Genomic DNA, 22359 nt, shown 5'->3' on the forward strand with positions numbered 1-22359 from the left:
GCCCAGCCCCGCCCACGTCAGCTCAGCTCCTCCCGCCTCGGCCCAGCCCCGCCCCGCCCGCCACGGCCCAGCCCCGCCGTCGGCCCGGCCCGGCGACAGTCGCGCCCAATCGCGTGATCGGGTGCGGCTACTGCCCCCGCCACGGCCCAAACCCACGGGCGTCGAGCGTCCGACGGCGGACGGCGGACGGCGGACGGCGGACGGCGGACGGCGGACGGCGGACGGCGGACGGCGGACGGCGGACGGCGGACGGCGGACGGATTCAATCACGTGATCGGGTGCGGTCACCGCACCCGCCACGCCCCAAACCCGCGAGTGCCGAGGGGCGGGCGGCAGATCACGCGATCGAGTTCGCTTTCCGCCCCTCCGCCCGTCCGCCCGTCCGCCCCTCCGTCCGCCCGTCAGCCCGTCAGCCAGTCCGTCCGCGCCTCGGCAGGCGGCAGGCGCACCCGACCGCTTGATCGGGTGCCCTCACCGCTACCCACCTCACGACCCAGTGGTGGCCGCACCCGATCAAGCGATCGGGCACAACCACCACCCCGAAAGGGACGGCGACCGCCCCCAAACCCTTGATCGGGTGCAGGTACGAAGACACGTGGGTGCGCTCGCCGCCCCCGAAATGCACCTATAAAATGCAATACGCACTAATGCCCCAAAAGGCGCCTGCCGATCACGCGATCGGGTGCGCTCGCCGCCCGCCCACGCCTCAATCCCGCGGCGGGTGCACCCGATCAAAAAGCCGGGAGCACCTACCGCCCTACCGCCCCACCGCCCCACCGCTGCGGCGGGTGCACCCGATCAAAACAGCCGGGTGCACTTACCGCCCTGCTGCGCCCCACCACTGCGGCAGTAGGCGCCCCCAATCCGGCGGTAGGGGCGCCCGATCACGCGGCAGGCGCGCCCGATCATGCGGTTGGGTGCAGCCACCAACCCCGGAAAGACGGCGACGACACCCAAACCCGTGATCGGGTGCGCGCGCGCCAAGTCTTACGGGTGCGCGCGCCAACGCTTCACGGGTACGCACGCCAACGCTTCACGGGTGCGCACGCCAACGCTTCACGGGTGCGCACGCCAAGTCTTACGGGTGCACGCGCCAAGACCCGACCCGACAGGGCGGCGTCGGCGGCGCAGGGTCAGCGGCGCAGCTCGTTCAGGCGGCGCTCGGGGTTGGGGGCCGCCTCCGCCAACGTCTTCGTGTAAGGGTTCTGCGGATTCAGGATCACCTCGTCGGCCGGGCCGCGCTCGACGATGCGACCCTGGTACATCACCAGGATCTCGTCGGAGAAGTGCCGGGCCGTCGCCAGGTCGTGCGTGATGTAGAGGACGCCGAGGTCTTCCTCGCGTTGCAGGGTGGCGAGCAGGTTGAGCACGCCGAGGCGGATCGACACGTCCAGCATCGACACCGGTTCGTCGGCGATCAGCACGCCCGGTTCGGGGGCGAGCGCCCGCGCGATGGCCACCCGCTGCCGTTGCCCGCCGGAGAGTTCGTGCGGGCGGCGCCGTGCCACCACGTCGGCCGGGATCAGGCGTACCCGCTCCAGCAGCTGCAACACCCGGTCGCGCACTTCCTTGTCCGACATCTGCGGGTGGTGCAGCCGGATCGGCCGGGCCAGGTGGTGTTCGACCGTGTGGTAGGGGTTCAGCGAGGCGAACGGGTCCTGAAAGACCATCTGCACGGTACGCCGATAGCGGGCCAGCCCCGGCCCGCGGCGGGGTACCGGTTCCCCGTCGAGCAGGATCTGCCCCGCCGTGGGGCGTTCCAGCTGGAGGAGCAGTTTGGCGATGGTGGACTTGCCACTGCCGGACTGTCCGACCAGTGCGACCGTCCGGCCGTGGTCGAGGGTGATGTTCACGTCGTCGACGGCGCGGACTTTCTGCGTACGGAAACCATGGCGCAAGAGATAGTCCTTGCGTAACCCTCGCACTTCCAGAGTCGTCACGCCGTGCTCCCTTCGATGGCGTCCAAGGCCAGAAGCCGATCGTCCATGGCACCCCGCACGAACGATCCGCGGTCCCCGGTGAGGCTGGGGAACGACGCGAGCAGCTGCCGGGTGTAGTCGTGCGACGGGTTGGTGTACAGCGTGTACGCGTTGTCCAGCTCGACGATCTCGCCGGAGCGCATCACCGCGATCCGGTCACTGATCTCCAGTAACAGCGGCAGGTCGTGGGTGATGAAGATGACGGCGAATCCGAGTTCGTCGCGCAGCCGGCTGATCTCCCGGAGGATCTCTCGCTGGACGACGACGTCGAGCGCGGTCGTCGGCTCGTCCATGATCATGATCTGGGGTTCCAGGGCCATCGCCATCGCGATCATGACGCGTTGCCGCATGCCGCCGGAGAGCTGATGCGGGTACGAGTGCAGTCGCGCCGCCGGCACCCCGACGCGTTCCAGCAGTTCCCCGCACTTCTGCCGGCGTGCCCGGCGAGAGAGGGAAGGCCGGTGCGTGGTGAAGATGTCCTCCATCTGGTCGAGAATGGAGATCACCGGGTTGAGCGAGTTCATCGCGCCCTGGAACACCATCGAGATCCGGTCCCAGCGGTTCGCCCGGAGTTCCTCGGCGTGCAGCTGGTTCCAGTCGACGTCCCCGTCCGCGGCGTGAAACACCGCATGTCCGGAGGTGATCGCCGCCGGCGGTTTCAGGAGCCGCACCAGCCCGTACGCGAGGGTGGTCTTCCCGCATCCGCTCTCGCCGGCCAGACCGAGCACCTCGCCCCGCTCCAGCTGGAACGACACGTTGCGCACCGCATGGACCACCGGGTCGACCAGGTAGTCGACGCTGAAGTCCTCGACGGTCAGCACCGCGTTCATACCGTCGCCTCCTTGGCCTTGGCCAGCTGGTCCCGTGACATCCGCCAGCCTTTGCGGGCGGAGCGGGTCTGGTCGCGCAGCTTCGGGTTGACGATCTCGTCGATCGAGAAGTTGATCAGGGACAGGGCGGCGCCGAACGCGGCGAGCATCAGGCCGGGCGGCACGAACCACCACCACGCGCCGAGGCGCAGGGCCAGGCCGTTCTGCGCGAAGTAGAGCATGGTGCCCCAGGTGAACGAGCCGCTGGCGCCGAGACCGAGATAGGACAGTCCGGCCTCGCCGAGGATCGCGAAGATGACCGCGAAGATCACCTGCGCGGCGAGCAGCGGGACCAGGTTCGGCAGGATCTCCACGGCCAGGATCCGCCAATTCTTCTCGCCGGCGACCCGGCACGCCAGCACGTAGTCCCGGTTCCGCAGACTGAGCGTGGATCCGCGCAGCACCCGGGCCGACCCGGCCCAGCTGGTGATGGCCAGGACCACCGAGACCAGCAGGATGCTCTTGTCCGGCACGTAACTGGAGATCACGATGACCAGGGGCAGGCCGGGCAGCACCAGCATGACGTTGGTGAACAGCGAGAACACCTCGTCGACCCAGCCTCCGGCGTACGCGCCGACGACCCCGAAGAACGCGGACAGGAACAGGGTCAGGGCGCCGACGATCGCACCGACGGTCAGCGAGCCGCGGGTCGCGTACGCGAGTTGCGCGAGCACGTCCTGCCCGGTCTGCGTGGTGCCGAGCAGGTGCTCGCCGGTGGGCCCGCCCAGCCCGATGTCGCTCACCAGCGACGGGTCCTGCACGACGAACGGCCCGAGCAGCCCGAAGAGCAGGATCGGAATGCCGACGACGAGGCCGGCGACCAGTTTGCCGGTCATGCCTTCTCCTCCCGGATGCGCGGGTCGATGAAGCCGTACAGGAGGTCGACCAGCAGGTTCGCGCCCAGCACCGACAGTGTGATGATCAGGAAGATGCCCTGCATGAGGGCGTAGTCGGCGCCGCCGACCGCCTGCAGCAGCGCCGACCCGATGCCGGGGTAGGAGAACACCGCCTCGGTGACGATCGACCCGGCCACCACGAAACCGAGCGAGATCGCGAAACCGGACACCGACGGCAGGACGGCGTTGCGGGCCGCGTACCGCCGCATGATCCGGCCCGGTCGCAGGCCCTTGGCCTCGGCGGTGACCATGTAGTCCTCGGACAGGGTGGACACCATCATGTTGCGCATGCCGAGCATCCAGCCGCCGACCGACGACAGGATGATCGTCAACGCGGGCAGGGTGCCGTAGTACAGCACCGAGCCGAGGAACGGCCCGTTCCAGCCCGGCGTCACGTTGTAGACGTCGTACCCGCCGTTGAGCGGGAAGAACGGCCACACGCTGCCGAGCAGGAAGAGCAGGATCAGGGCCAGCCAGAAGTACGGCACCGACTGGAACATCGTGGTGACCGGGATCAGGCTGTCCAGCCAGGAGCCCCGTTTCCAGCCGGCGAGGGTGCCCAGACCCACGCCGGCCAGGAACGAGACGATCGTGGCGAGCCCGATCAGCCCGATCGTCCAGGGCAGTGTCTGCCCGATGATCGAGCTGACCGAGGCCGGGAAGTACGTGACCGACATCCCCAGGTCGCCGTGGGCGAGACTGGACAGATACTCGGTGTACTGCGCCCACCACGACTTGCTGGTGCCGACACCCAGCAGCGCCTCGATGGACGCCCGGGTCTCCGGCGAGACCGGCCCCTTCTGGCCGAGCTTCGAGATCATGATCTCGACCGGGTCGCCGGGCATGAGCCGCGGGATGAAGAAGTTGACGGTCAGCGCGGCCCAGAGGGCGACCAGGTAGAACCCGGCCTTCCGGAGCAGGAACATGACTTACTTCGCCGGCGTCAGATTCGACAGGATGACGCCGTTGTCCCACTGTTTCCAGGAGGCGGGCAGGGCGTACTTGTTCTCGTTGGTCGGCCAGCCGGTCGCGTTGGCGGTGCTGAACTCGGTGAGCATCGAGTTCACGTAGATCGGGATGTACGGCAGGTCACGCACGATCTCCTGCTGGATGATCGTGTACTGGGCCTTCTGCGCGGCCTCGTCGTTGGTCCCGGCCGCCGCCTCGACCGCCTTGTCCACCACCGGGTTGCTGTACCGGGAGTAGTTGCCGCTGGTGCCGGCCGCCTCGCCGACCTTCGCGGTGGCCTTGGTGACGTACTTCAGGCTGTACGTCGCGTACGGGTTGGTCGACGCGCCCAGGCCGATCGAGTCCAGCGACAGCTGGTACTTGCCCTGCACCTGGTTGTTGTTCCACTCGTTCCAGGACAGCTGGCTCGGCTTCAGCTCGATGCCGACCTCCTTGAGCTGCTGGGTCATCGCGTCGTTGAGCGAGATGTAGTCGCTCCAGCCGGTCACCGTCTGGATGGTCAGCGACAGCCGCTCGCCGCCCTTGGCCCGGATGCCGTCGGCACCCTTGGCCCACCCGGCCGTGTCCAGCAGCTGGTTGGCCTTGGCGACGTCGGCCGCGCCGGGAATGGTGGCGTTCGCCTGGTCACCGATCCACTTGGCGTCCCGCTCGGGCGGCAGCATGGTCGGCGACGCGGTGCCGGCGAACCCGCCACCGGCCAGCTTGTTCAGCTGGTCCCGGTTGAGCGCGTGGTAGATCGCCTGCCGGACGGCGACGTCGGTCTGCGGACCGGAGCAGCCGAGATCCTTGTTCGCACAGGTGAAGATCGACGTGGTGAGGGCGGGCGTGTTCACGTACGTCAGGTTCTTCTGCCCGGCGAGCAGCTGCTCCAGGCCGGGCAGGAAGGCGCTCATCCAGTCGACCTGGCCGGCGATCAGCGCGGCGCTCGCGGCGTCCGCGGTGGCCAGCGCGATGTAGCGGACGTTTTGGATCTGCGGCTTGTCCGGCTGCCAGTAGGAGGCGTTCTTCTCCATCACGTAGCTCTGCGCGGAGAACGTCTTCAACTTGTAGGGCCCGGTCCCGACCGGGTTCTGGTTGATCGTCTTCGCCGGGTCGTCGACCTTGCCCCAGATGTGCTCGGCGATGATCGGCGTGTTCGCGACGATGGCGGCCTCGTTCGCATACGACGTCTCGGGGAACGTGATCACCGCGGTCTTGTCGTCGGTCGCCTCCGACGACGTGATCTTCAGACCGGACGCGTTGATCGACGGCGTCTTCCGGATCAGGTCGAACGTGAAGGCCACGTCCTTCGCCGAGAACGCCGTGCCGTCCGACCACGTCACCCCCTCGCGGGTGGTGATGGTGAGCTGCTTGCCGTCCGGGCTCCACGAGTGCGCGGTGGCGAGCATCGGCGCGGGCTCAGCCGGCGCCGCGAAGTTGTAGTAATACAACGGCTCGTAGATCAGACCGTTCGTGGGCTGCAGGAACGTGGGACTGAACGGATTCCAGTTCTCCACGATCGTCCCGGTCGAACCGTTGAAGATCGTTATCTGGCTGTCGGCAGCGTTCTTCTTGTCGCCGCCATCGTCTGCGGAACAGGCGGTCAGGGTGAGGGCCATCGCGGCAACCGCCGCCAGGGCCACCCCGGCACGCCGTCCACGGCGGGGCAAAAGATCAGACATCAGCGTGGTCCCTCGCGATCGGGTTTTTGGGAGCGCGATCACATCGACGGGGACATTATTAAGTCGCTTAAGTTTGGGATGTCAAGAGCAGGTTTCACATGGCCGCCCACCACGCAACCGATTTATTAAGATCTTTGACTTCCTCTTGCGCTCTTCCTCTCGTACGGGATGAGCACTCCACCCCTACCTAGCCGTCCGAGGGTCGCAGCAGCGCCCCACGAACCCGCCGGTCACACAGCACGGGCACGATGTCGGCCATCTCCGCGAACACGATCGCGGCACCCGGCTGCCCGGCCTGCCGGAGCATCGCCTGGAGCACCGTGCGGATCGGGTCGACCACGGCGAGCCGTTCGGCGCTCGATCGCCACAACTTCCGGGCCGCCTCGGCCCGCCGCACCGGAACCATGTCCTCGATGCGACCGGTCAGGGCCGGCATGCGGCTGCCGACCTCGGCGGGCAGCGGCTCGCGCGAGATCGGGATCACGGCCGCGGTCGCCCCGGGTCCCGCGCGAGCCGGGCCGCGAGTTCGTCGACGCGGGCCGCCGGGGAGCTGGTGAGCAGGTCCCGCAACTGTTCGTAGCGGTCCACAGCCTGCTCGTCGGCCCGGCCGGTGAGTACGGAGGTCTCCAGGTCGACCAGTTCGCGGTGAAGGGCGACGGCCCGGTCCGAGTAGGGGGTGTCCTGCGGAGCCATCGCTGAGAAGATGCCGCTGAAGCCGATGCGTTTCTGCCAGGACACGTGCAGGTGCGCGTCCACCTCGTCGATGATCACGACACCGGGGGCGTGCACCGTGGTCACCCCGCCGACCACGTGCGTGTCCAGCGCCCCGAACGCCTCGTGCACCTGTTTCAGCAGGTCCACGACCAGCGCGGCGACCGTACGATATCCGTCGCTCATCTCCCGCAGAGGGAAACGATGGTCGCCGTGCTCGACCCAGAGACCTTCGGAGTCGACGCCACGGACCCGGTATCCGTCGGGAAGCAGGCCGTCATCGAGCACCTCCAGCGCGACTTGCTTGAGCCGAGCGGCTCCCGGACGGTTCTCCCAAGAGCGCAGATGCTGGTCGATCAGCCAGCTGACGCCTTCGGTCAGCGAGACGTCCTCGTGAAACAGGCCGGCCATCCTCCCGGCCGGCCCCCGGTCGGCCATCAGGCGCTGAGCTTCGCCCGTGCCACCTGAAAGCCGCCGAAACGGGCCGTAGGCCGCACAAAGCCAGCCCTCCGGGTTGTCGCTCCACGCTTTACGGCCCGGCTCGGTCGTCCCGCTGACAGACGAATCTCCTTGATGTGCACGCGGCCACTCTAGCCAGCGGAAACGGATCTTTCGGAGAGGTATCGGACGGCGGTCAGGGTCTCGGCGGCCGACCACAGGCGCTTGCCCACCAACGGGTCGGCGGCCTCCTTGCTGGGGTGGACCGGGACGACGCGGCCGCGCATCTCCCACGGGCCGGACGGGCCGAAGAAGGCGCCGCCGCGTACGTCGGGGGCGGTTGCCGCGTACAACTGGGGCAGGGCGCCCTCGGCGACCGGCTGGGTGACCAGCAGGCCGAGCCAGGAGAAGACGCGACCGGCGATGCCGAAGCGTTCCCAGGCGCGCGGGGTCAGGTTGGTGCGGGACATGCCGGGGTGGGCGAGCACGCTCAGGACCGGGGAGCCGGTCGCGGTCAGGCGGCGGTGCAGTTCCAGGCCGAAGATCGTGGTGGCCAGCTTCGACTCGCCGTAGACACGGGACGAGGAGTACGACCGTTCGTTCATCAGGTCGTCGAAGTTGAGGTGGGCGGGCTTGTGCGTGATCGAGCTGAGGCTGACCACCCGCGGGGCCCGGCCGGCGGCCAGGTGCGGCAGGAGCAGGCCGGTCAGCGCGAAGTGGCCCAGCATGTTGGTGCCCAGGTGCAGTTCGAAACCGTCGGCGGTGGTGCTCCGGGGGCCGATCACGACCAGGCCGGCGTTGTTGACGAGCAGGTCGATCGGCTCGTCGACGGTGGCGGCGAACGCGCGTACCGAGGCCAGTGACGCCAGGTCCAGTTCACGGACGGTCACGTCACCGCCGATCTCGCGGGCCACCTGTTCACCGGCGGCGACGTTACGGACGGCGAGGATCACCCGGGCGCCGTGCCGGGCGAGTTCGGTGGCGGTGGTCCGGCCGAGGCCCGAGTTGGCGCCGGTCACGACGGCCAGCCGGCCGCGCTGGTCGGGGATCCGGTCTGCGGTCCATCCGGTCATGGTGGGCTCCCTCCACGAAAATCTGCTGTCGACCAGGGAATCTAGGAGCTCATGGAGGGCGGCCGGTCGTTCTCGTCTCCCTAGGACCCGTGGACCTACCCTGCGGCGAGCCGGCCGGGGCACACTGGCGGCATGCATCCCCACGCTCGTGAGCTCGGTGATTTCCTGCGCGCCCGCCGGGGCCGGCTGCGCCCGCAGGACGTCGGTCTGGTGCCGGGCGGCCGGCGCAAGGTGGCCGGTCTGCGACGGGAGGAGCTGGCGTTGCTGGCCGGGCTGAGCACCGACTACTACCAGCGGATGGAGCAGGGCCGGGAGGTCCGGCCGTCGGACGACGTGCTGGAGGCGCTGGCCGGCGCGCTGGAGTTGGACGACGAGGAGCGCCGGCACCTGTTCACCCTGGCCCGGGCGGCACGGCGGCCCGCGCCCGGCCCGGTCCGCCGGGAGCCGGAGCGGGTGCCGGAGAGCACCCGGCGGATGCTGCGGGCGTTGCACACCCCGGCGGTGGTGCTCGGCCGCCACCTGGATGTGCTGGCCTGGAACGCCATGGCGGAGGCGCTGCTGGGTGATCCGGCCGGTCTTCCACCGGACCGGTTGAACATGCTGCTGCTGATGTTCGACGACGACGCGACCGACCAGCGGCGGTGCACGGACTGGGAACGGCAGGCCCTGGATTACATCGGGATGCTGCGGGCGGCGATCGCCGACGATCCGGCGCATCCGCGGGCGACCGCGCTGGTGGGCGAGTTGAGCATCCGCAGTCCGGAGTTCCGCCGGTTGTGGGCGCGGCACGACGTGCGGGAGTCGGTCAGCGGCACCAAGACGTTCCGGGTGCCCGAGGTCGGCGACGTCGAGCTGGCCTGGGACACCTATCCGCTGCCGGGCAGTCCGGGACCGGTCATGCTGGTCTACACCGCCGAGCCGGGCTCCGCGGACGCCGACCGTCTCCAGTTGCTGGCCACCCTGCACGCGAGCCGGGTCAGACAGCGCTGAAAAGCGGTTCCATCCGGGTCAGGGACTGCTCGGTGAGGACCAGGTGGTGCACGGTGCCGACCACGGCCAGCGCGAGTGTCCCCGTGTCGGCGCCGGCCGGGATCCGGCCGCGTTCCTGTTCGGCGGCGAGGTAGGTGGCGAACGGGCGTTCCAGGGCGGACACCCCGGCCGACCCCGCTCCCAGCACCGCCTCGACCTCGGCGGTGAGCCCGGGGTGGAACACCATCAGACGGGTGAGGGCGCGCAGCGTACCCCCGGAGAGAGCCTGCGCGGCGGCACGCAGATTGCCGCCCACCGTTCCCGACCCGGCCTGGCCGGGCAGGCCCGCGAGTTCACCGGCGAGCTGGAAGGACCGGTCCACCGCGTAGGCCGTCAGGAACCCCTCGAAGCTGCGGAAATGCGTGTGCAGCAGGCCGGTGGCGACGCCTGCCTCGGCGGTGACCGCGCGGCCGGTGAGGCGGCTCGGACCGTCGGCGGCGATCACCCGCTCGGCGGCGGCGAAGAGTTGCTGCCGGATTTCGGGGATGGCGACTCCGCGGGGCATGCCCGCAGTCTACTCCCGGTTTGAACGCTTGCTCAAACCGTGGCGCCGGGTCAGTATGAGCACATGTTCAAACCGAAGAGGAAAGCCGTCGTCGTCGGCGCCGGGATCGCCGGGCTGGCCACCGCGCTCCGGCTCGGCCGCGACGGCTGGGACGTCACCGTCGTCGAACGCAGCCCCGCCCGGCGCAGCAGCGGCTACATGGTCAACCTGATCGGCCGGGGCTACGACGCCGCGGAACGCCTCGGCCTGCTGCCCGCGCTCCGGCCCCGCGCCCTGGGCCTGTTCACCACGGTCCTCACCCGCGCCGACGGGCGCCCCAAGTTCACCGTCCCGGCCGCGCTCGCCGAAGCCACCCTCGGACCGCGCACCCTGACCGTCTTCCGCGGCGACCTGGAATCCGCCCTCTTCACGGCGGCCCGCGACCACGCCGACATCCGCTTCGGTGTCACGGTCACGTCGTCCGACGATGCAGGAATCACCCTCAGCGATGGTACGAGTGAGCACGCCGACCTCCTGGTGGGTGCCGACGGCGTCCACTCGTCGACGCGGGGCCCGGACCATGTCGTCGACCTGCCCTACGTCGTCGCGGCGTTCGGCCTGCCGCACCCGGTTCCCGGGGTTCCGGACGACTCGGCCACCACGTTCATCGGCGCCGGGCGTACCGCCGCGGTGGTCGCTCTGGGGCCGGGACGGTCGTCGGCGTTCTTCACCTACCGCTGCGCCGACCCGGCCGCCGAGCTGCGCAAGGGTCCCGCCGAGGCACTCACCGCGGCGTTCGGCGACCTGGGCGGCGGGGTGCCGGACGCGCTGCGGCACATCGGGCCGGACACCTACTTCGACGCGGTCAGTCAGGTGGTGATGCCGCGCTGGAGCACCGGGCGGACCGTGCTGGTCGGCGACGCCGCCTGGTGCGTCACGCTGTTCGCCGGGCACGGCGCGGCGCTGGCCATGGCCGGCGCGGACGAGCTCGGCGCCGCCCTGCTCGCCCACGACGACGTGCCGTCCGCGCTGGCCGCCTGGGAGGCGTCGCTGCGCCCGGAAGTGCTCAAACGGCAGGCGCTGGCCCGCCGGGGCATGGTCCAGTACGCCCCACCCAGCGACTTCCACGTCCGGATGAACGACCTGACGATCCGCGCCATGACCCTGCCCGGCATCCGCACCCTGGTCCGCCGCTCGGTGGAACGCGCCAACCGCTGATCATCGGCCGGCGGGGCCGGGCTGGTCGCGCAGCTCGCGGCGGGAGGCGATGTCCAGCTTGCGGAGGATGCCGCGCAGGTGGGCCATGCGCGGCGGCACCTCCGCCACGCGGTGCCGGCTAGATCTTGGCGCCGACAGCCTGCCCGTTGGCGGGTACGAGGAAGTTCGACGACGGGATGGCACCTGCGGCGGTCCGCGGCCCACTGATCGTCGACGGGTCGGTGCTGAGCAGGGTCCAGGTGCCGCCGATGTTCCAGGAGTTGCCGGAGGCGGTGGACGAGCCGAGGGCGACCGCGGTCGCGTTGCCGACGGCCAGGTTCGCGGTCAGCCGGGTCGTCGAGCCGCCGTCGACGTCGAACCCGGTCTTGACGTTCTGCCAGGCGGTGCTGCGGGTGATGGTGATCGCGCCGGTGTTGCCGTTGTCGGTGAAGCCGTGCGCCGCGTTGGAGAAGGCCATGCTGTTGCTGACCGCGTGGGCGGCGGCCGGACCGGTGCCGCTGCTGCCGCCCAGTTTGAGGCCGTTGCCGTCGCCGGAGAAGTCGGGGATGCTCCACCGGTTGTAGCCGTTGCCGTACGCGATGGTGTCCTGGATCGTGATGGGTGAGGTGAAGCTCCAGGCGTCGAAGCCGTCGTCGACGTTGTTCCACAGCCGGGCGCCGCGGACCACGTTCCCGGTGCCGCTGCCCTCCTTGATGCCGAGGCCGTCGGCGCTCTCGCCGTTCTTGCGCGGGTCCCGGTTGCCGTAGCTGTCGAGGTTGAGGATCCGGTTGTTCGCCGACGTGTTCTGCAACTGGAAGCCGGTCTCGTAGTTGTCCCGGGTGACCAGCCGTTCGAAGGTGTTGTTGTTGCAGTTGGCGCAGTACACGCCGTACGGCCCGTTGGCGATCTCCAGTCCGGTGATCCGCCAGTAGGAGGCTTCCATGTGGATGGCTCCGCGCTGGGCGGCCGGGATCGTCGAGCCGACGGCGCCGGGGGTATACCCGAGGGCCTCGCCGTCGATGATCACCCGCTCGGAGCCGTAGTTGGTCAGCGTGATCGGGGCGGCCGACGTTCCGCTCTTGGTGATCTGGATGTTGCTGCTCAGGGCGTAGGTACCGCCCCGGACGGCGATGGTGTCACCGGCGGCGACCAGGCTGATCGCCTTTTGGATGGTGGCCAGCGGCGCGGCCGGGGTGCCGGTGTTGCTGTCGCTGCCGTTGGGCGCGACGTGGAGAACGACGGAATCAACAGCACTGGGGATGGGCGCGGCGAAGAGAGCGAGAGCCGCGACGAGCAGGATTCGCATCCCGGCACCATGCGCCTGCAAATCGATTCATGTCAATTGAAGGCGGTGCTGATACGAGGCCTCGCCCCCGGATCGGCACCGCTCAGGGGCGGATGCGCCGGTGCCGCCACCGGACGGTGGTGACGGCACCGGCACACCCTCAGGAGGAGGAGCAGAGGAGACGCGCCGCGGCCCAGTCGCCGTGGTCGGCGCCGTTGCCGTTGCCGGCGTCCGTGATACGCAACTCCAGACGGGACGCCCCGGTGACGTCCGCCGCGAGCGGCTCCGCCCCGGCCGAACCCGTGAGCACCGACGACGCGACCTTACGGACGCCGTCGGCCCACACCTCGAAGACCACCGAACCGGAGGAGCCCATCTCGTCGTCCACGCCCACGTCGGACCGGAACGACGTGCACCCGCGGCCGGCCAGGTCCACGGTGACGGCCGAGACGGCGTGCGCCCCGAGCCCCTTCGCGTACACCGTGCGGCCGATGGTCAGCGGCCGGCCGTCACCGGCGGTCTGCTCGGCGTTGCTGCGGTCGCGTTCGACCGGCCCCCAGCCGTTGGTCTCGGCGGCGAACGGCAGGTCGCTCACCCAGAGGCCGCCGGCGGGCAGCGGCGTGCGGACCGTGGCGGCGGCCGTGACGGTGCTGACGAACCCGGCGGGCGTGGCCGAGGTGACCGTGGCGGTCAGCGTGTGCGCGCCCCAGTCCGCCCCGGCCGGCGCCGTGACGTCGAAGGCCCGGTCGCCGGCCGGGGTGACCGTCCAGCCGTCCGGAGCGGCGAGCTGCACCGACACGTCACGCAGGCCGTCCGAGCACCGCTCCGTGACGGCCACCGCGACCCGGGTCGGCACGCCGGCGGTGATCTCCTCCGGGGCGGTGAGCGCCACGTCCGGTGGGCAGGGCGCGTCGGCTGTGGAGTCGACCACCCCGCCGGCCCGGGCCTCCTTCGAGGTCAACGGACGGAGCACCAGGTCGTAGCGGTACGCCGCGGTCGGCGACACCCGGTACTGCGACTGCACCGAGTTCGGGGTCTCCCCCATGCCGGTCTCGCCGGTGGCCGCGTGCAGCGTGACCCAGTCCCTGTTGCGGACCAGGGGCAGCTGGTGGTCGTACTCGGCACGGTCCAGGTCGTCGTAGCGGGTCACGCTGACGTCCAGGGACTCCCCTGCCGGGCTGCCGACCAGGATCCCGGCCCGCCCGTCGCTGAGGGTGGCCCAGCGGGTGCCGGTGTGGTTGCCGTACGCCTGCGGCCGGGAGTACCGGACGTACTGCTCGTCGACCGTGGACTTCCAGACGTCCACGGTCGCCCCGCTCTGCCGGTCGTTGTACGTCTCCTGCGGCCCGGTCCCGTACCAGGCGAAGGTCGAAAGATCTGCCGGGACCTTCATGGCGACGCCGACCCGGGGCAGGTAGGGCAGGCCGGCCAGTCTCGATCCGGAGCCCTGCACCTGGTGGGTGAGGGTGATCGTCCCCGCCGCGTCGATGCGATAGGTCTGCGTCTGCCGGAACTCCAGATCGTTTCCGGTCGCGGTGCTCTCGACCGTGATCACCGCGTCGCGGCCGGACATCGCCGAGGTGACCGACGAGACCGCGTAGTGCAGGTCGTCGAGGCCCGCGGCGTGCCACAGGGTCCGGTCAGCGGTGCCCCAGCTGTAGGTCTCGTTGCTGGTCGGCGGCCGGTACACGTCCAGCGCCGGGCCGGATCTCAGCAGTTCACGGCCGTCGTCGGCGAGCGAGACGAGCGAGCCGTCGTCGAACCGGTAGCGCCAGCCCTCGCCCTGGACCGTGATCACGTCACCGGCGGCGGAAAGGCGCGGCGTGCCATTTCTACTGACCGACACGATCCCTGGTACGACCTGACCGCCGAGAGCGAACTGATCCTGGGCGAACGTCCAGCCACGCTTGGCCCACGGCAGATCGGAAACGGTCGTGACCGATACGTCCAGCCAGCGTTCCCGGTCCCCCGCGTTGGCGCCGGCGGACGGGATCGGCACGGTGACGGTCTGGCCGGGTGCGAGCGTCAACGGACGGCCGCCCCGTTTCAGAACCCGGTCGACCTCCTTCACCGCCCAGTCCAGCCGCAGCGGCAACGTCCCGGTCGCCTGCTCGTTGTGGACCGTCAACACCTTGTCGGCATAGCTGAACCGCACCGGCGAGTGCGCCCACGCCACCTCGGCGGTCTCCGGCTGGAGGGTCCGGTCGGAGCCGACCATGCCGTCGGTTCCGGACAGGCTGATGCCGAGGCTGAGGAAGTCGCCGCGCCGGTCGAACCGGTCGAAGTCGAGCGCGAGGACCGCCCCGGACGCCGGGTCGGCCGCGAGCTGGTCATCGGTCAGCGCCGACCCGTAGATCCGCACGGAGTCGATGATCCCCCGGGCGGTCCGGCCTTCCAGACTGTCCTGCTGCGTCTCAGCATTTCGCCCGATATTGACTTCATACAACCCCGGGTCGATTTTTCCGGATTTGTCGATCGAAGCTATGAGTAAACCGTCTATATAAAGCTTCAACAAGGAGCCGTCGTACACCCCGGAAACCCGGTGCCACTCCGAATACCAATCGTCGGGCACCGCAGCCGAGACAGCAGCGTCCCCGATCCGGAACTCGAGACGCGACGACGACGCCATCTGCAGCGCATAGGCCTGGCCCTTGGTGACGATCGGGAACGACCCGGCCCACTGCCCCGGCTTCACCCAGGCATCGAGCGTCGCCGACGACGTCAGATCCAGCCGCCGGTCCCGGAACACGTCCACGAAATCGTCGAGGCTGGACAACGAGAGCGCTTTACCCTGATGCCCGTCGACCACCGTCGGTTTACCGACCAGGAATGCCTGAATCCCGTTCCCGGACGGCGTGTGGATCAGGGGCTGCCGCAGATTCTGTTCGGCGAAGTCCCAGATGAACCCGCCCTGCACCGACGGTTCGGTCCGGGCGATCTCCCAGAACGCGTCGAAGTTGCCCATGCTGTTGCCCATCGCGTGGGCGTACTCGCCCATGATGATCGGCTTGGTGGCCGCACGGGCCTTGGCCAGCAACGACGTCGGCGTCGGATAGCGCGGGCCGTTGACGTCCGCGAACGGCGCGTCACCGTCCGGCTGGTTCGACTGGTGGTAGAGCGGCCGGGTCGGCTCGTTGGCCTTCGCCCATTGCGCCATCGTGTAGTGCGCGGTCCCGAGTCCCGCCTCGTTGCCGGTGTCCCACATCAGCACGCTCGGGTGGTTCTTGTCCCGGGCCACCATCGCCGCGAACCGGTCGGCGAAGGCGGCCGCCCATTCCGGCCGCGATGCCAGGCAGTCCTGCGGGCAGTCCTCGTGGGCGTGCGTCTCGATGTCGACCTCGTCGTCGATCCACAACCCGTACCTGTTCGCCAGGTCGTAGAGGTGGGGATCGGACGGGTAGTGGGAGGTGCGAACGGCGTTCATGTGCAGCCGTTTGATCAGGAAGACGTCGCTGCGCTGCCGTTCCCGGGTGGACTGCCGGCCGGTGTCCGGATCGGTGTCCGCGCGGTTCGTGCCCTTGACGAAGATGCGTTCCCCGTTGACCTGCAACTGTCTGTCGCGGATCGCGATGTCCCGGAACCCGATCGCCTGCGCGGCGATGTGCGCCGCGCGTCCGCCGGGGGCGAGCAGCTCCAGCCCGAGCGTGTAGAGGTTCGGTTCCTCCGCGGTCCATTTCGCCGGATCGCTGACGTCCGCGCCCAGTGTCACCCGTGTGCCGGTGGCGTCACCGGTGAACACGACCGGCTGGCTGGTGGTGAGCACGGTCTTGCCGGCCGCGTCCCGTAGGGTGCCGCGCACGGTGTAACCGTCCGCCGCGGTGCCGGCCGCGCGGGCGACGTCGACCCGGGCCGAGAGCCGCGCGTCCCGGTGATCGTCGTCGAGATCGCTGGTGATGTACGCGTCGCGCAGCCGCACCGTCTCGGTCCGGTACATCCACACGTCCCGGAAGATGCCGCTGTACCGCCACTGGTCCACGTCCTCCAGGTAGCTGCCGGATCCCCACCGGTGCACCTGGACCGCGATGCTGTTGCGGCCGGCCTTGACCAGATCGGTCACGTCGAACTCGGCCGGGGTGTAGCCGCCCTGGTCGTACCCGGCGTATTCGCCGTTGACCCAGAGGAACCAGCCGCTGGTGACGCCCTCGAACCGCAGGAAGATCCGTCCGCCGTCCCAGTTCCGCGGGACGTCGAAGGTCTTCACGTACGCGCCGGTCGGGTTGACGTCGCGGGGGATGTTCGGCGGGTCGTCCGGCCAGACCTCCTCCGGGATGTTGCGGAACATCGGGTGGTCGATGAAGTCCGACTGCCACGTGTGCGGCACGGTCACGCTCGGCCACGCCGACGAGTCGTAGCCGGCGGCGGAGAAGCCGGACGGGACGTCCTCCGGCTTGTCGTAGAGCTTCATCCGCCAGCTGCCGTTGAGGCTGGCGATCCACGGCGAGGCGGCGGCGTGCTCGGTCGCGTCCTTCACCGAGGTGGCCACGTCCGCGTACGGCCGGAGGTCGACGTGCGGTTCCTGCTGACCCTCCCCGGTCATCCCGGGGTCTTCGAGATAGCGGTAGACGTCGGATTCAGCGGCTGCTGACGGCACCGAGAACAGTCCGGCGACCAGGGCCAGGACCAGAGCGAACTTCACGCGGGCACCGCCTTAGCGTAAACCGCGATCATGGAGGCCGCCGACGCGACCCAGAACGCCGGACTCATCGCCAAAAATCCGGATAGGGCGCGCAAGTGCATGACCACTCCCTGATCACACCGGAAACATGTTCGACCAGAAACGAACACGATCGAAGAAATGTGACGTTACAACAGCAGCAGCCGACATGGAACAGGGTCGATCGAACAGCGTTTCCCGGTCACCGGATGGGGGAAGTCGAGACCAGGACACTGCGCAATGACCGGCTGACAATCCGGGCGTGGCACGAAGCCGGGTTGTCCGTGTCGGCCGAGGTTCCGTAGCCTTCCCCGCGTGCGAGAGCCGACCATGCCATTGACCAGGACATCTGCCCGGGGCAATCCCCGTCTGGCCGCGATCGACGGGCTTCGCCTGATCGCGGCTCTGGCCGTGGCCGCCTACCACTACACGGTTGCCTGGCGCATCGACGGATCCCGCGTCCCGGAGTACTTCCTGCCGGACACCGTGCACGCCACCATCTACGGATTCCTCGGCGTGGAGCTGTTCTTCCTGATCAGCGGGTTCGTGATCTGCATGAGCACGTGGGGCCGCGGCCTCGGCGCGTTCTTCGTGTCCCGGGTCAGCCGGCTCTATCCGGCGTACTGGGCGGCGGTGCTGATCACGGCGAGCATCGGGGTGATGTTCCCGCTGCTGCACGAGCCGCCGTCACTGGGTGACGTGCTGGCCAACCTGACCATGCTCCAGCAGCCGCTCGGGGTGCCGCTGGTCGACGGGGTCTACTGGACGCTCTTCGTGGAGCTGCGCTTCTACCTGATCATCGGGGTGGTGCTGATCTGGGGACTGACCTACCGGCGGGCGGTGCTGTTCTGCGCGGTCTGGATGACGGCCGCGGTGATCGCTCCGCAACTGGGCAGCCCGGCGGTGGACTTCCTGGTGATGAGCGACTTCGCGCCGTACTTCATCGGCGGCATCGCGCTCTACCTGATCCACCGGTTCGGGCCGAGCCCGCTGCTCTTCGGCATCACCGGCATGGCCTGGCTGGTGTGCGTGGCCCGGGTCCAGGAGCGGGTCGCCTCGCTGAACCCGGGGTTCGACGTGCCGGACTGGCCGGCGATCCTGATCATCACCGGGTCCTACGCGATCCTGCTCGCCGTCGCCCTCGGCTGGACCGACCGGATCACCTGGCGCTGGCTGACCGTCGCGGGTGCGCTGACCTACCCGTTCTACCTGCTGCACCTGAACATCGGTCAGACGATCATCCGGTTCGCCTACGAGCACACCACGCTGCCGGTCCGGGTCCTGGTCCTCGCCACCATCGTGCTCATGCTGGGGGTGTCCTGGCTGGTGCACCGCTTCCTGGAGCGCCCGCTGGCCGGCGCCCTCAAGACCTCGTTGCGCCAGAGTCTCGACGCCATCTCCGCGTCCGAGCGGCCGCTACCCCATCAGAACCTTCCGGTGTACGAGTCAAAGCCCCGTCCCGTCCCCTCCGGCCGGGCGCAGTGACGGGGGCAGGACGAAGACGATGTTCTCCTCGCTGGTGCGGCGCTCGGTGACGGTCACCGGCCCGAGTCCGGCGAGTCTCGCGATCACCTCGTCGACCAGGTGCGGGGGCGCCGACGCCCCGGCGGTCAGCCCGACCGCCCGCACCCCGTCCAGCCACTGCGGGCGTACGTCGCCGGCGTCCTCGATCAGGTACGCGTCGACGCCCCGGCGCTGCGCCACCTCGACCAGGCGCAGCGAGTTCGACGAGTTCGCCGAGCCGACCACCAGCACCAGGTCGCACTCGTCGGCGATGGCGGCCACCGCCTCCTGCCGGTTGGTCGTGGCGTAACAGATGTCGTCGGTGTCCGGTCCGGCCAGCTCCGGGAACCGCGCCCGCAGCTCGTCGACCACGGCGTCGCTCTCCTGCACCGCCAGGGTGGTCTGGGTCAGGTAGGACACCCGGCGCGGATCACCGACGGCGACCTCCCGCGCTTCGGCCACGTCCTGCACCAGCCGGATCCCGGGGACCTGTCCGAGGGTGCCCTCCACCTCGTCGTGCCCGGCGTGCCCGATCAGGAGCACGGTGTCGCCGCGGGCGGCGAACCGGCGGGCCTCGGTGTGCACCTTGGCGACCAGCGGGCAGGTCGCGTCGATCACGTCGAGTCCACGGTCGGCCGCCTCGGTCCGCACAGCCGGGGCGACGCCGTGTGCGGAGAACACCACCGTGGCGTCGTCGGGCACCTCGTCCAGCTCGTCGACGAAGATCGCGCCGCGCGCCTCGAGGCCGGTGACGACGTGGGTGTTGTGGACGATCTGACGGCGTACGTAGACGGGCGCCCCGCGCAGGCGCAGCGCCTGCTCGACCATGTCGACAGCGCGCTCGACACCGGCGCAGAAGGATCGGGGAGCGGCGAGTACGACCGTGCGGGCGACGCCGCCGGGGACCGAGGCTTCCATGATCACCGAGCCTAGGGTCCAGTAGGCCCATATGTGCAAAAACCGACAAACCGGGCCTGATCTGGGATAGAACGGCCATGACGTAAGCCCACATTCAGTATGAAACGGGGCCTCACATGACTAGTTCCCTGAAAACGCCGGAGGAGCTCCAGGAGGAGCACCAGAAGCGCAAGAGCCTCAGTACCGCCGCAGCGCGGAACCTGGCGCACACCACCAAATCGGTGCCGCAGATGCAGGAGATCACCTCCCGGTGGCTGCTGCGCAAGCTGCCCTGGGTGGAGGTCAACGGCGGTACCTACCGGGTGAACCGGCGAATGACATATCAACTCGGCGACGGGCGCATCACCTTCACCAACACCGGCGCCACCGTGCAGGTCGTCCCGGTCGAGCTGCGTGAACTGGCGCTGCTCACCGCGATCGAGGACGAGGAACTGCTCGGCGCGATCGCCGGCCGCTTCGTCCAGCAGGAGTTCGAGCCCGGCCAGTCGATCGTCGAGTTCGGTTCGATGGCCGACAACCTCTACCTGATCGCGCACGGCAAGGTCGACAAGATCGGTGTCGGCGCGTACGGCGACCCGGTCAGCCTGGGAGTGCTGGCCGACGGCCAGACGTTCGGCGAGCAGATCCTGATCGAGGACGAGTCGATCTGGGACTACACCGCCCGGGCGATGACCGCGGTGACCCTGCTGGTCATGCCGCGGACCGCGTTCCGCGAGCTGACCGCGAACAGCGACCTGCTGCGCAACCACGTCGAGAACTTCCGCAACAAGGCCCGCCGGCCGCAGAACAAGCACGGCGAGGCCGAGATCGCGGTCGCCGCCGGCCACAAGGGCGAGCACCCCCTCGACGGCACCTACGTCGACTACGAGCTCGCCCCGCGCGAGTACGAACTGAGCGTCGCGCAGACCGTCCTGCGGGTCCACACCCGGGTCGCCGACCTCTACAACGAGCCGATGAACCAGCTCGAGCAGCAGCTGCGGCTGACCGTCGAGGCGCTGCGCGAGCGCCAGGAATACGAGCTGATCAACAACCGCGAGTTCGGCCTGCTGCACAACGCCGACCTGCGGCAGCGCATCCACACCCGGGGCGGCCCGCCCACCCCGGACGACTTCGACGAGCTGCTCAGCATGCGCCGCTCGACCAAGTTCTTCCTGGCGCACCCGAAGGCGATCGCCGCGTTCGGGCGGGAGTGCAACAGCCGGGGCATCTACGCGCCGCCGGTGGAGATGGACGGGCACACCGTCCCGGTGTCCTGGCGCGGCGTGCCGATCCTGCCCAGCTCCAAGATCCCGGTCAGCGACACGCACACCACGTCCATCCTCGCCATGCGGGTCGGCGAGCAGGACCAGGGCGTCATCGGCCTGCACCAGACCGGCCTGCCCGACGAGTACCAGCCCGGCCTCAACGTCCGCTTCATGGGCATCAGCGAGGAGGCGATCATGTCGTACCTGGTGAGCGCCTACTTCTCGGCGGCGATCCTGGTGCCGGACGCGGTCGGGGTGCTCGAACACGTCGAGCTCTCCCACTGACGCCGTGTCCACCGCGACGCTGAGCGCCGCGCCGTCCAGCACCGAGGAACTCGCGTCCGCCATCCTCACCAACCTGGACAGCGCTCCACCAGGTGATCTGAGCCTGCTCGTTCCGCCCGGATGGAGCCGGCCCGGCGGGGTCGGCACGTCGGCGGCCCGGGCCTTCCTCGGGCCGCTGGCGGCCGGCCCGGTCCCGGGCGAACTGTTCTGCCCCGGCGCGCTGCGCGAGGACCCGCTCCTCGCCGACCTGGTCGACGACCAGGTGGTGGCGTGGGCCGAGCAGGTCGGCATCTATCCCGGACGGCTGGACAAGCTGCGGTCGTGTCAGTTCGGCCGCTACATGACCCTCGCCCACCCGGCGGTCAACGACCCGGACCGGCTGCTCGCGGCCACCAAATGCCTGGTCGCCGAATGGGCCACCGACGACTACTACATCGACGAGGTGGAGTTGGGCGCCGACCCGGCAGTGGTCGGCTCACGCCTGGCCAACCTGCTGACGGTGATCGACCCGGCCCAGCTCGTGCCGCGATACGGCATGGACCTGGACGAGTACCACCGGATGCAGCCGATCTCGGAGGCCTTCCGCAGTGCCGTCGAGCACCTGTCCCGGTACGCGTCGACGGCCCAGCTGGGCCGTTTCCAGCACCAGATGGCCACCCTCTTCCTGGCCTGGACCCAGGAGGCGGACTGGCACGTCAACCGCCGGACGCCGGAGGTCTGGGAGTACCTCGTCCAACGGCATCTCAACAGCTACCTGCCGCCGATGATCCTGATCGACGTGCTGGCCGGCTACGAGCTGCCCGCGCACGAGTTCTACCACCCACAGGTCCGCAAGGCGTTCACCACGGCCGGCAACGCCGCGGTGCTCGTCAACGACCTGTACTCGGGATCGAGCGAGTCGGACACCGACTTCAACCTGCCCACGGTCCTGATCGCCAACGAGGGCCTGAGCAGGCGGGAGGCCGTCCTGCGCACGGTCGAGATCCACAACGAGCTGATGCAGACGTTCGTCTCGCTCGCCGCCCAGCTCAGCGCGACCGGATCGCCGAACCTGCGGCGCTTCCTGGCCGACACCTGGGCCTGGCTGGGCGGCAGCCGGCGGTGGCACGCCACCACCGGCCGCTACAACACCGCTTCTTCCTCCACCAACGACGGGAGCTGACC

At 69.4% G+C, this 22359-nt stretch carries 17 protein-coding genes; 5 read left to right on the forward strand and 12 right to left on the reverse strand.

Going from position 1 to position 22359, the window contains the following annotated elements; translation table 11 throughout:
- Positions 1 to 1133: 1133 nt before the first annotated feature.
- From WH85_RS37745 to WH85_RS37780, 8 genes are all read right to left on the reverse strand, one after another.
- Positions 1134 to 1940 (reverse strand): ABC transporter ATP-binding protein, encoded by an 807-nt coding sequence (locus tag WH85_RS37745; protein WP_045746937.1) that lies wholly within the window; start codon positions 1938 to 1940, stop codon positions 1134 to 1136.
- Positions 1937 to 2809: an ABC transporter ATP-binding protein gene (locus tag WH85_RS37750; RefSeq protein ID WP_045746938.1), complete on the reverse strand. Its 873-nt coding sequence runs from the start codon at positions 2807 to 2809 to the stop codon at positions 1937 to 1939. The genes WH85_RS37745 and WH85_RS37750 overlap by 4 nt, the downstream gene beginning before the upstream one ends.
- Positions 2806 to 3684: an ABC transporter permease gene (locus tag WH85_RS37755; RefSeq protein ID WP_045746939.1), complete on the reverse strand. Its 879-nt coding sequence runs from the start codon at positions 3682 to 3684 to the stop codon at positions 2806 to 2808. The genes WH85_RS37750 and WH85_RS37755 overlap by 4 nt, the downstream gene beginning before the upstream one ends.
- Entirely contained in the window at positions 3681 to 4670 is a 990-nt protein-coding gene (locus tag WH85_RS37760) for an ABC transporter permease (RefSeq protein WP_045746940.1), read from the reverse strand. Before WH85_RS37760 ends, WH85_RS37755 begins: the two co-directional genes overlap by 4 nt.
- 3 nt (positions 4671 to 4673) lie before the next feature.
- Entirely contained in the window at positions 4674 to 6374 is a 1701-nt protein-coding gene (locus tag WH85_RS37765; protein WP_045746941.1) for an ABC transporter substrate-binding protein, read from the reverse strand.
- A gap of 187 nt (positions 6375 to 6561) precedes the next feature.
- Positions 6562 to 6858 (reverse strand): hypothetical protein, encoded by a 297-nt coding sequence (locus tag WH85_RS37770; protein WP_045746942.1) that lies wholly within the window; start codon positions 6856 to 6858, stop codon positions 6562 to 6564.
- Positions 6855 to 7496, reverse strand: coding sequence for an AAA family ATPase (locus WH85_RS37775; protein ID WP_052721090.1), 642 nt, complete (start codon positions 7494 to 7496; stop codon positions 6855 to 6857). Before WH85_RS37775 ends, WH85_RS37770 begins: the two co-directional genes overlap by 4 nt.
- Before the next feature lie 179 nt (positions 7497 to 7675).
- On the reverse strand, positions 7676 to 8596 hold the full coding sequence (locus WH85_RS37780; RefSeq protein ID WP_045746943.1) for an oxidoreductase: 921 nt from the start codon (positions 8594 to 8596) through the stop codon (positions 7676 to 7678).
- Positions 8597 to 8728: 132 nt separating this feature from the next.
- On the opposite strand from WH85_RS37780, the gene WH85_RS53900 reads away from it, so the two are divergent.
- The gene (locus WH85_RS53900) at positions 8729 to 9586 is read left to right on the forward strand and encodes a helix-turn-helix transcriptional regulator (protein WP_045746944.1); all 858 of its coding nucleotides are present in this window, start codon (positions 8729 to 8731) and stop codon (positions 9584 to 9586) included.
- Here the strand turns inward: WH85_RS53900 and WH85_RS37790 are convergent.
- Positions 9573 to 10130 carry a TetR/AcrR family transcriptional regulator gene (locus WH85_RS37790; protein ID WP_045746945.1) on the reverse strand — a complete coding sequence of 186 codons (558 nt, stop codon included), beginning with the start codon at positions 10128 to 10130 and terminating at the stop codon, positions 9573 to 9575. The genes WH85_RS53900 and WH85_RS37790 overlap by 14 nt on opposite strands.
- A 63-nt stretch (positions 10131 to 10193) precedes the next feature.
- On the opposite strand from WH85_RS37790, the gene WH85_RS37795 reads away from it, so the two are divergent.
- Complete coding sequence (locus tag WH85_RS37795; RefSeq protein WP_045746960.1) at positions 10194 to 11327, forward strand: FAD-dependent oxidoreductase; 1134 nt, start codon at positions 10194 to 10196, stop codon at positions 11325 to 11327.
- 118 nt (positions 11328 to 11445) lie between these two features.
- Here WH85_RS37795 and WH85_RS37800 read toward each other — a convergent pair whose 3' ends face one another.
- Both WH85_RS37800 and WH85_RS37805 read right to left on the reverse strand, forming a co-directional pair.
- Positions 11446 to 12612, reverse strand: a complete 1167-nt coding sequence (locus tag WH85_RS37800) for a right-handed parallel beta-helix repeat-containing protein (protein ID WP_045746946.1) — start codon at positions 12610 to 12612, stop codon at positions 11446 to 11448.
- A 139-nt stretch (positions 12613 to 12751) separates the two neighbouring features.
- Complete coding sequence (locus WH85_RS37805) at positions 12752 to 17227, reverse strand: glycoside hydrolase family 2 TIM barrel-domain containing protein (protein WP_052721091.1); 4476 nt, start codon at positions 17225 to 17227, stop codon at positions 12752 to 12754.
- 333 nt (positions 17228 to 17560) lie between these two features.
- Between WH85_RS37805 and WH85_RS37810 the strand changes: the two genes are divergently transcribed.
- Entirely contained in the window at positions 17561 to 18730 is a 1170-nt protein-coding gene (locus tag WH85_RS37810) for an acyltransferase family protein (protein WP_245674262.1), read from the forward strand.
- Here WH85_RS37810 and ispH read toward each other — a convergent pair.
- Complete coding sequence (ispH, locus tag WH85_RS37815; protein ID WP_045746947.1) at positions 18692 to 19666, reverse strand: 4-hydroxy-3-methylbut-2-enyl diphosphate reductase; 975 nt, start codon at positions 19664 to 19666, stop codon at positions 18692 to 18694. The two genes, WH85_RS37810 and ispH, sit on opposite strands and share 39 nt — an antisense overlap.
- Before the next feature lie 116 nt (positions 19667 to 19782).
- On the opposite strand from ispH, the gene WH85_RS37820 reads away from it, so the two are divergent.
- Positions 19783 to 21195 (forward strand): family 2B encapsulin nanocompartment shell protein, encoded by a 1413-nt coding sequence (locus tag WH85_RS37820; RefSeq protein WP_045746948.1) that lies wholly within the window; start codon positions 19783 to 19785, stop codon positions 21193 to 21195.
- Between the two features lie 4 nt (positions 21196 to 21199).
- Positions 21200 to 22357 (forward strand): family 2 encapsulin nanocompartment cargo protein terpene cyclase, encoded by a 1158-nt coding sequence (locus WH85_RS37825; protein WP_045746949.1) that lies wholly within the window; start codon positions 21200 to 21202, stop codon positions 22355 to 22357.
- Positions 22358 to 22359: the final 2 nt, after the last annotated feature.

It is taken from the genome of Actinoplanes rectilineatus, assembly GCF_000962825.1.
Lineage (GTDB): Bacteria > Actinomycetota > Actinomycetes > Mycobacteriales > Micromonosporaceae > Actinoplanes > Actinoplanes rectilineatus.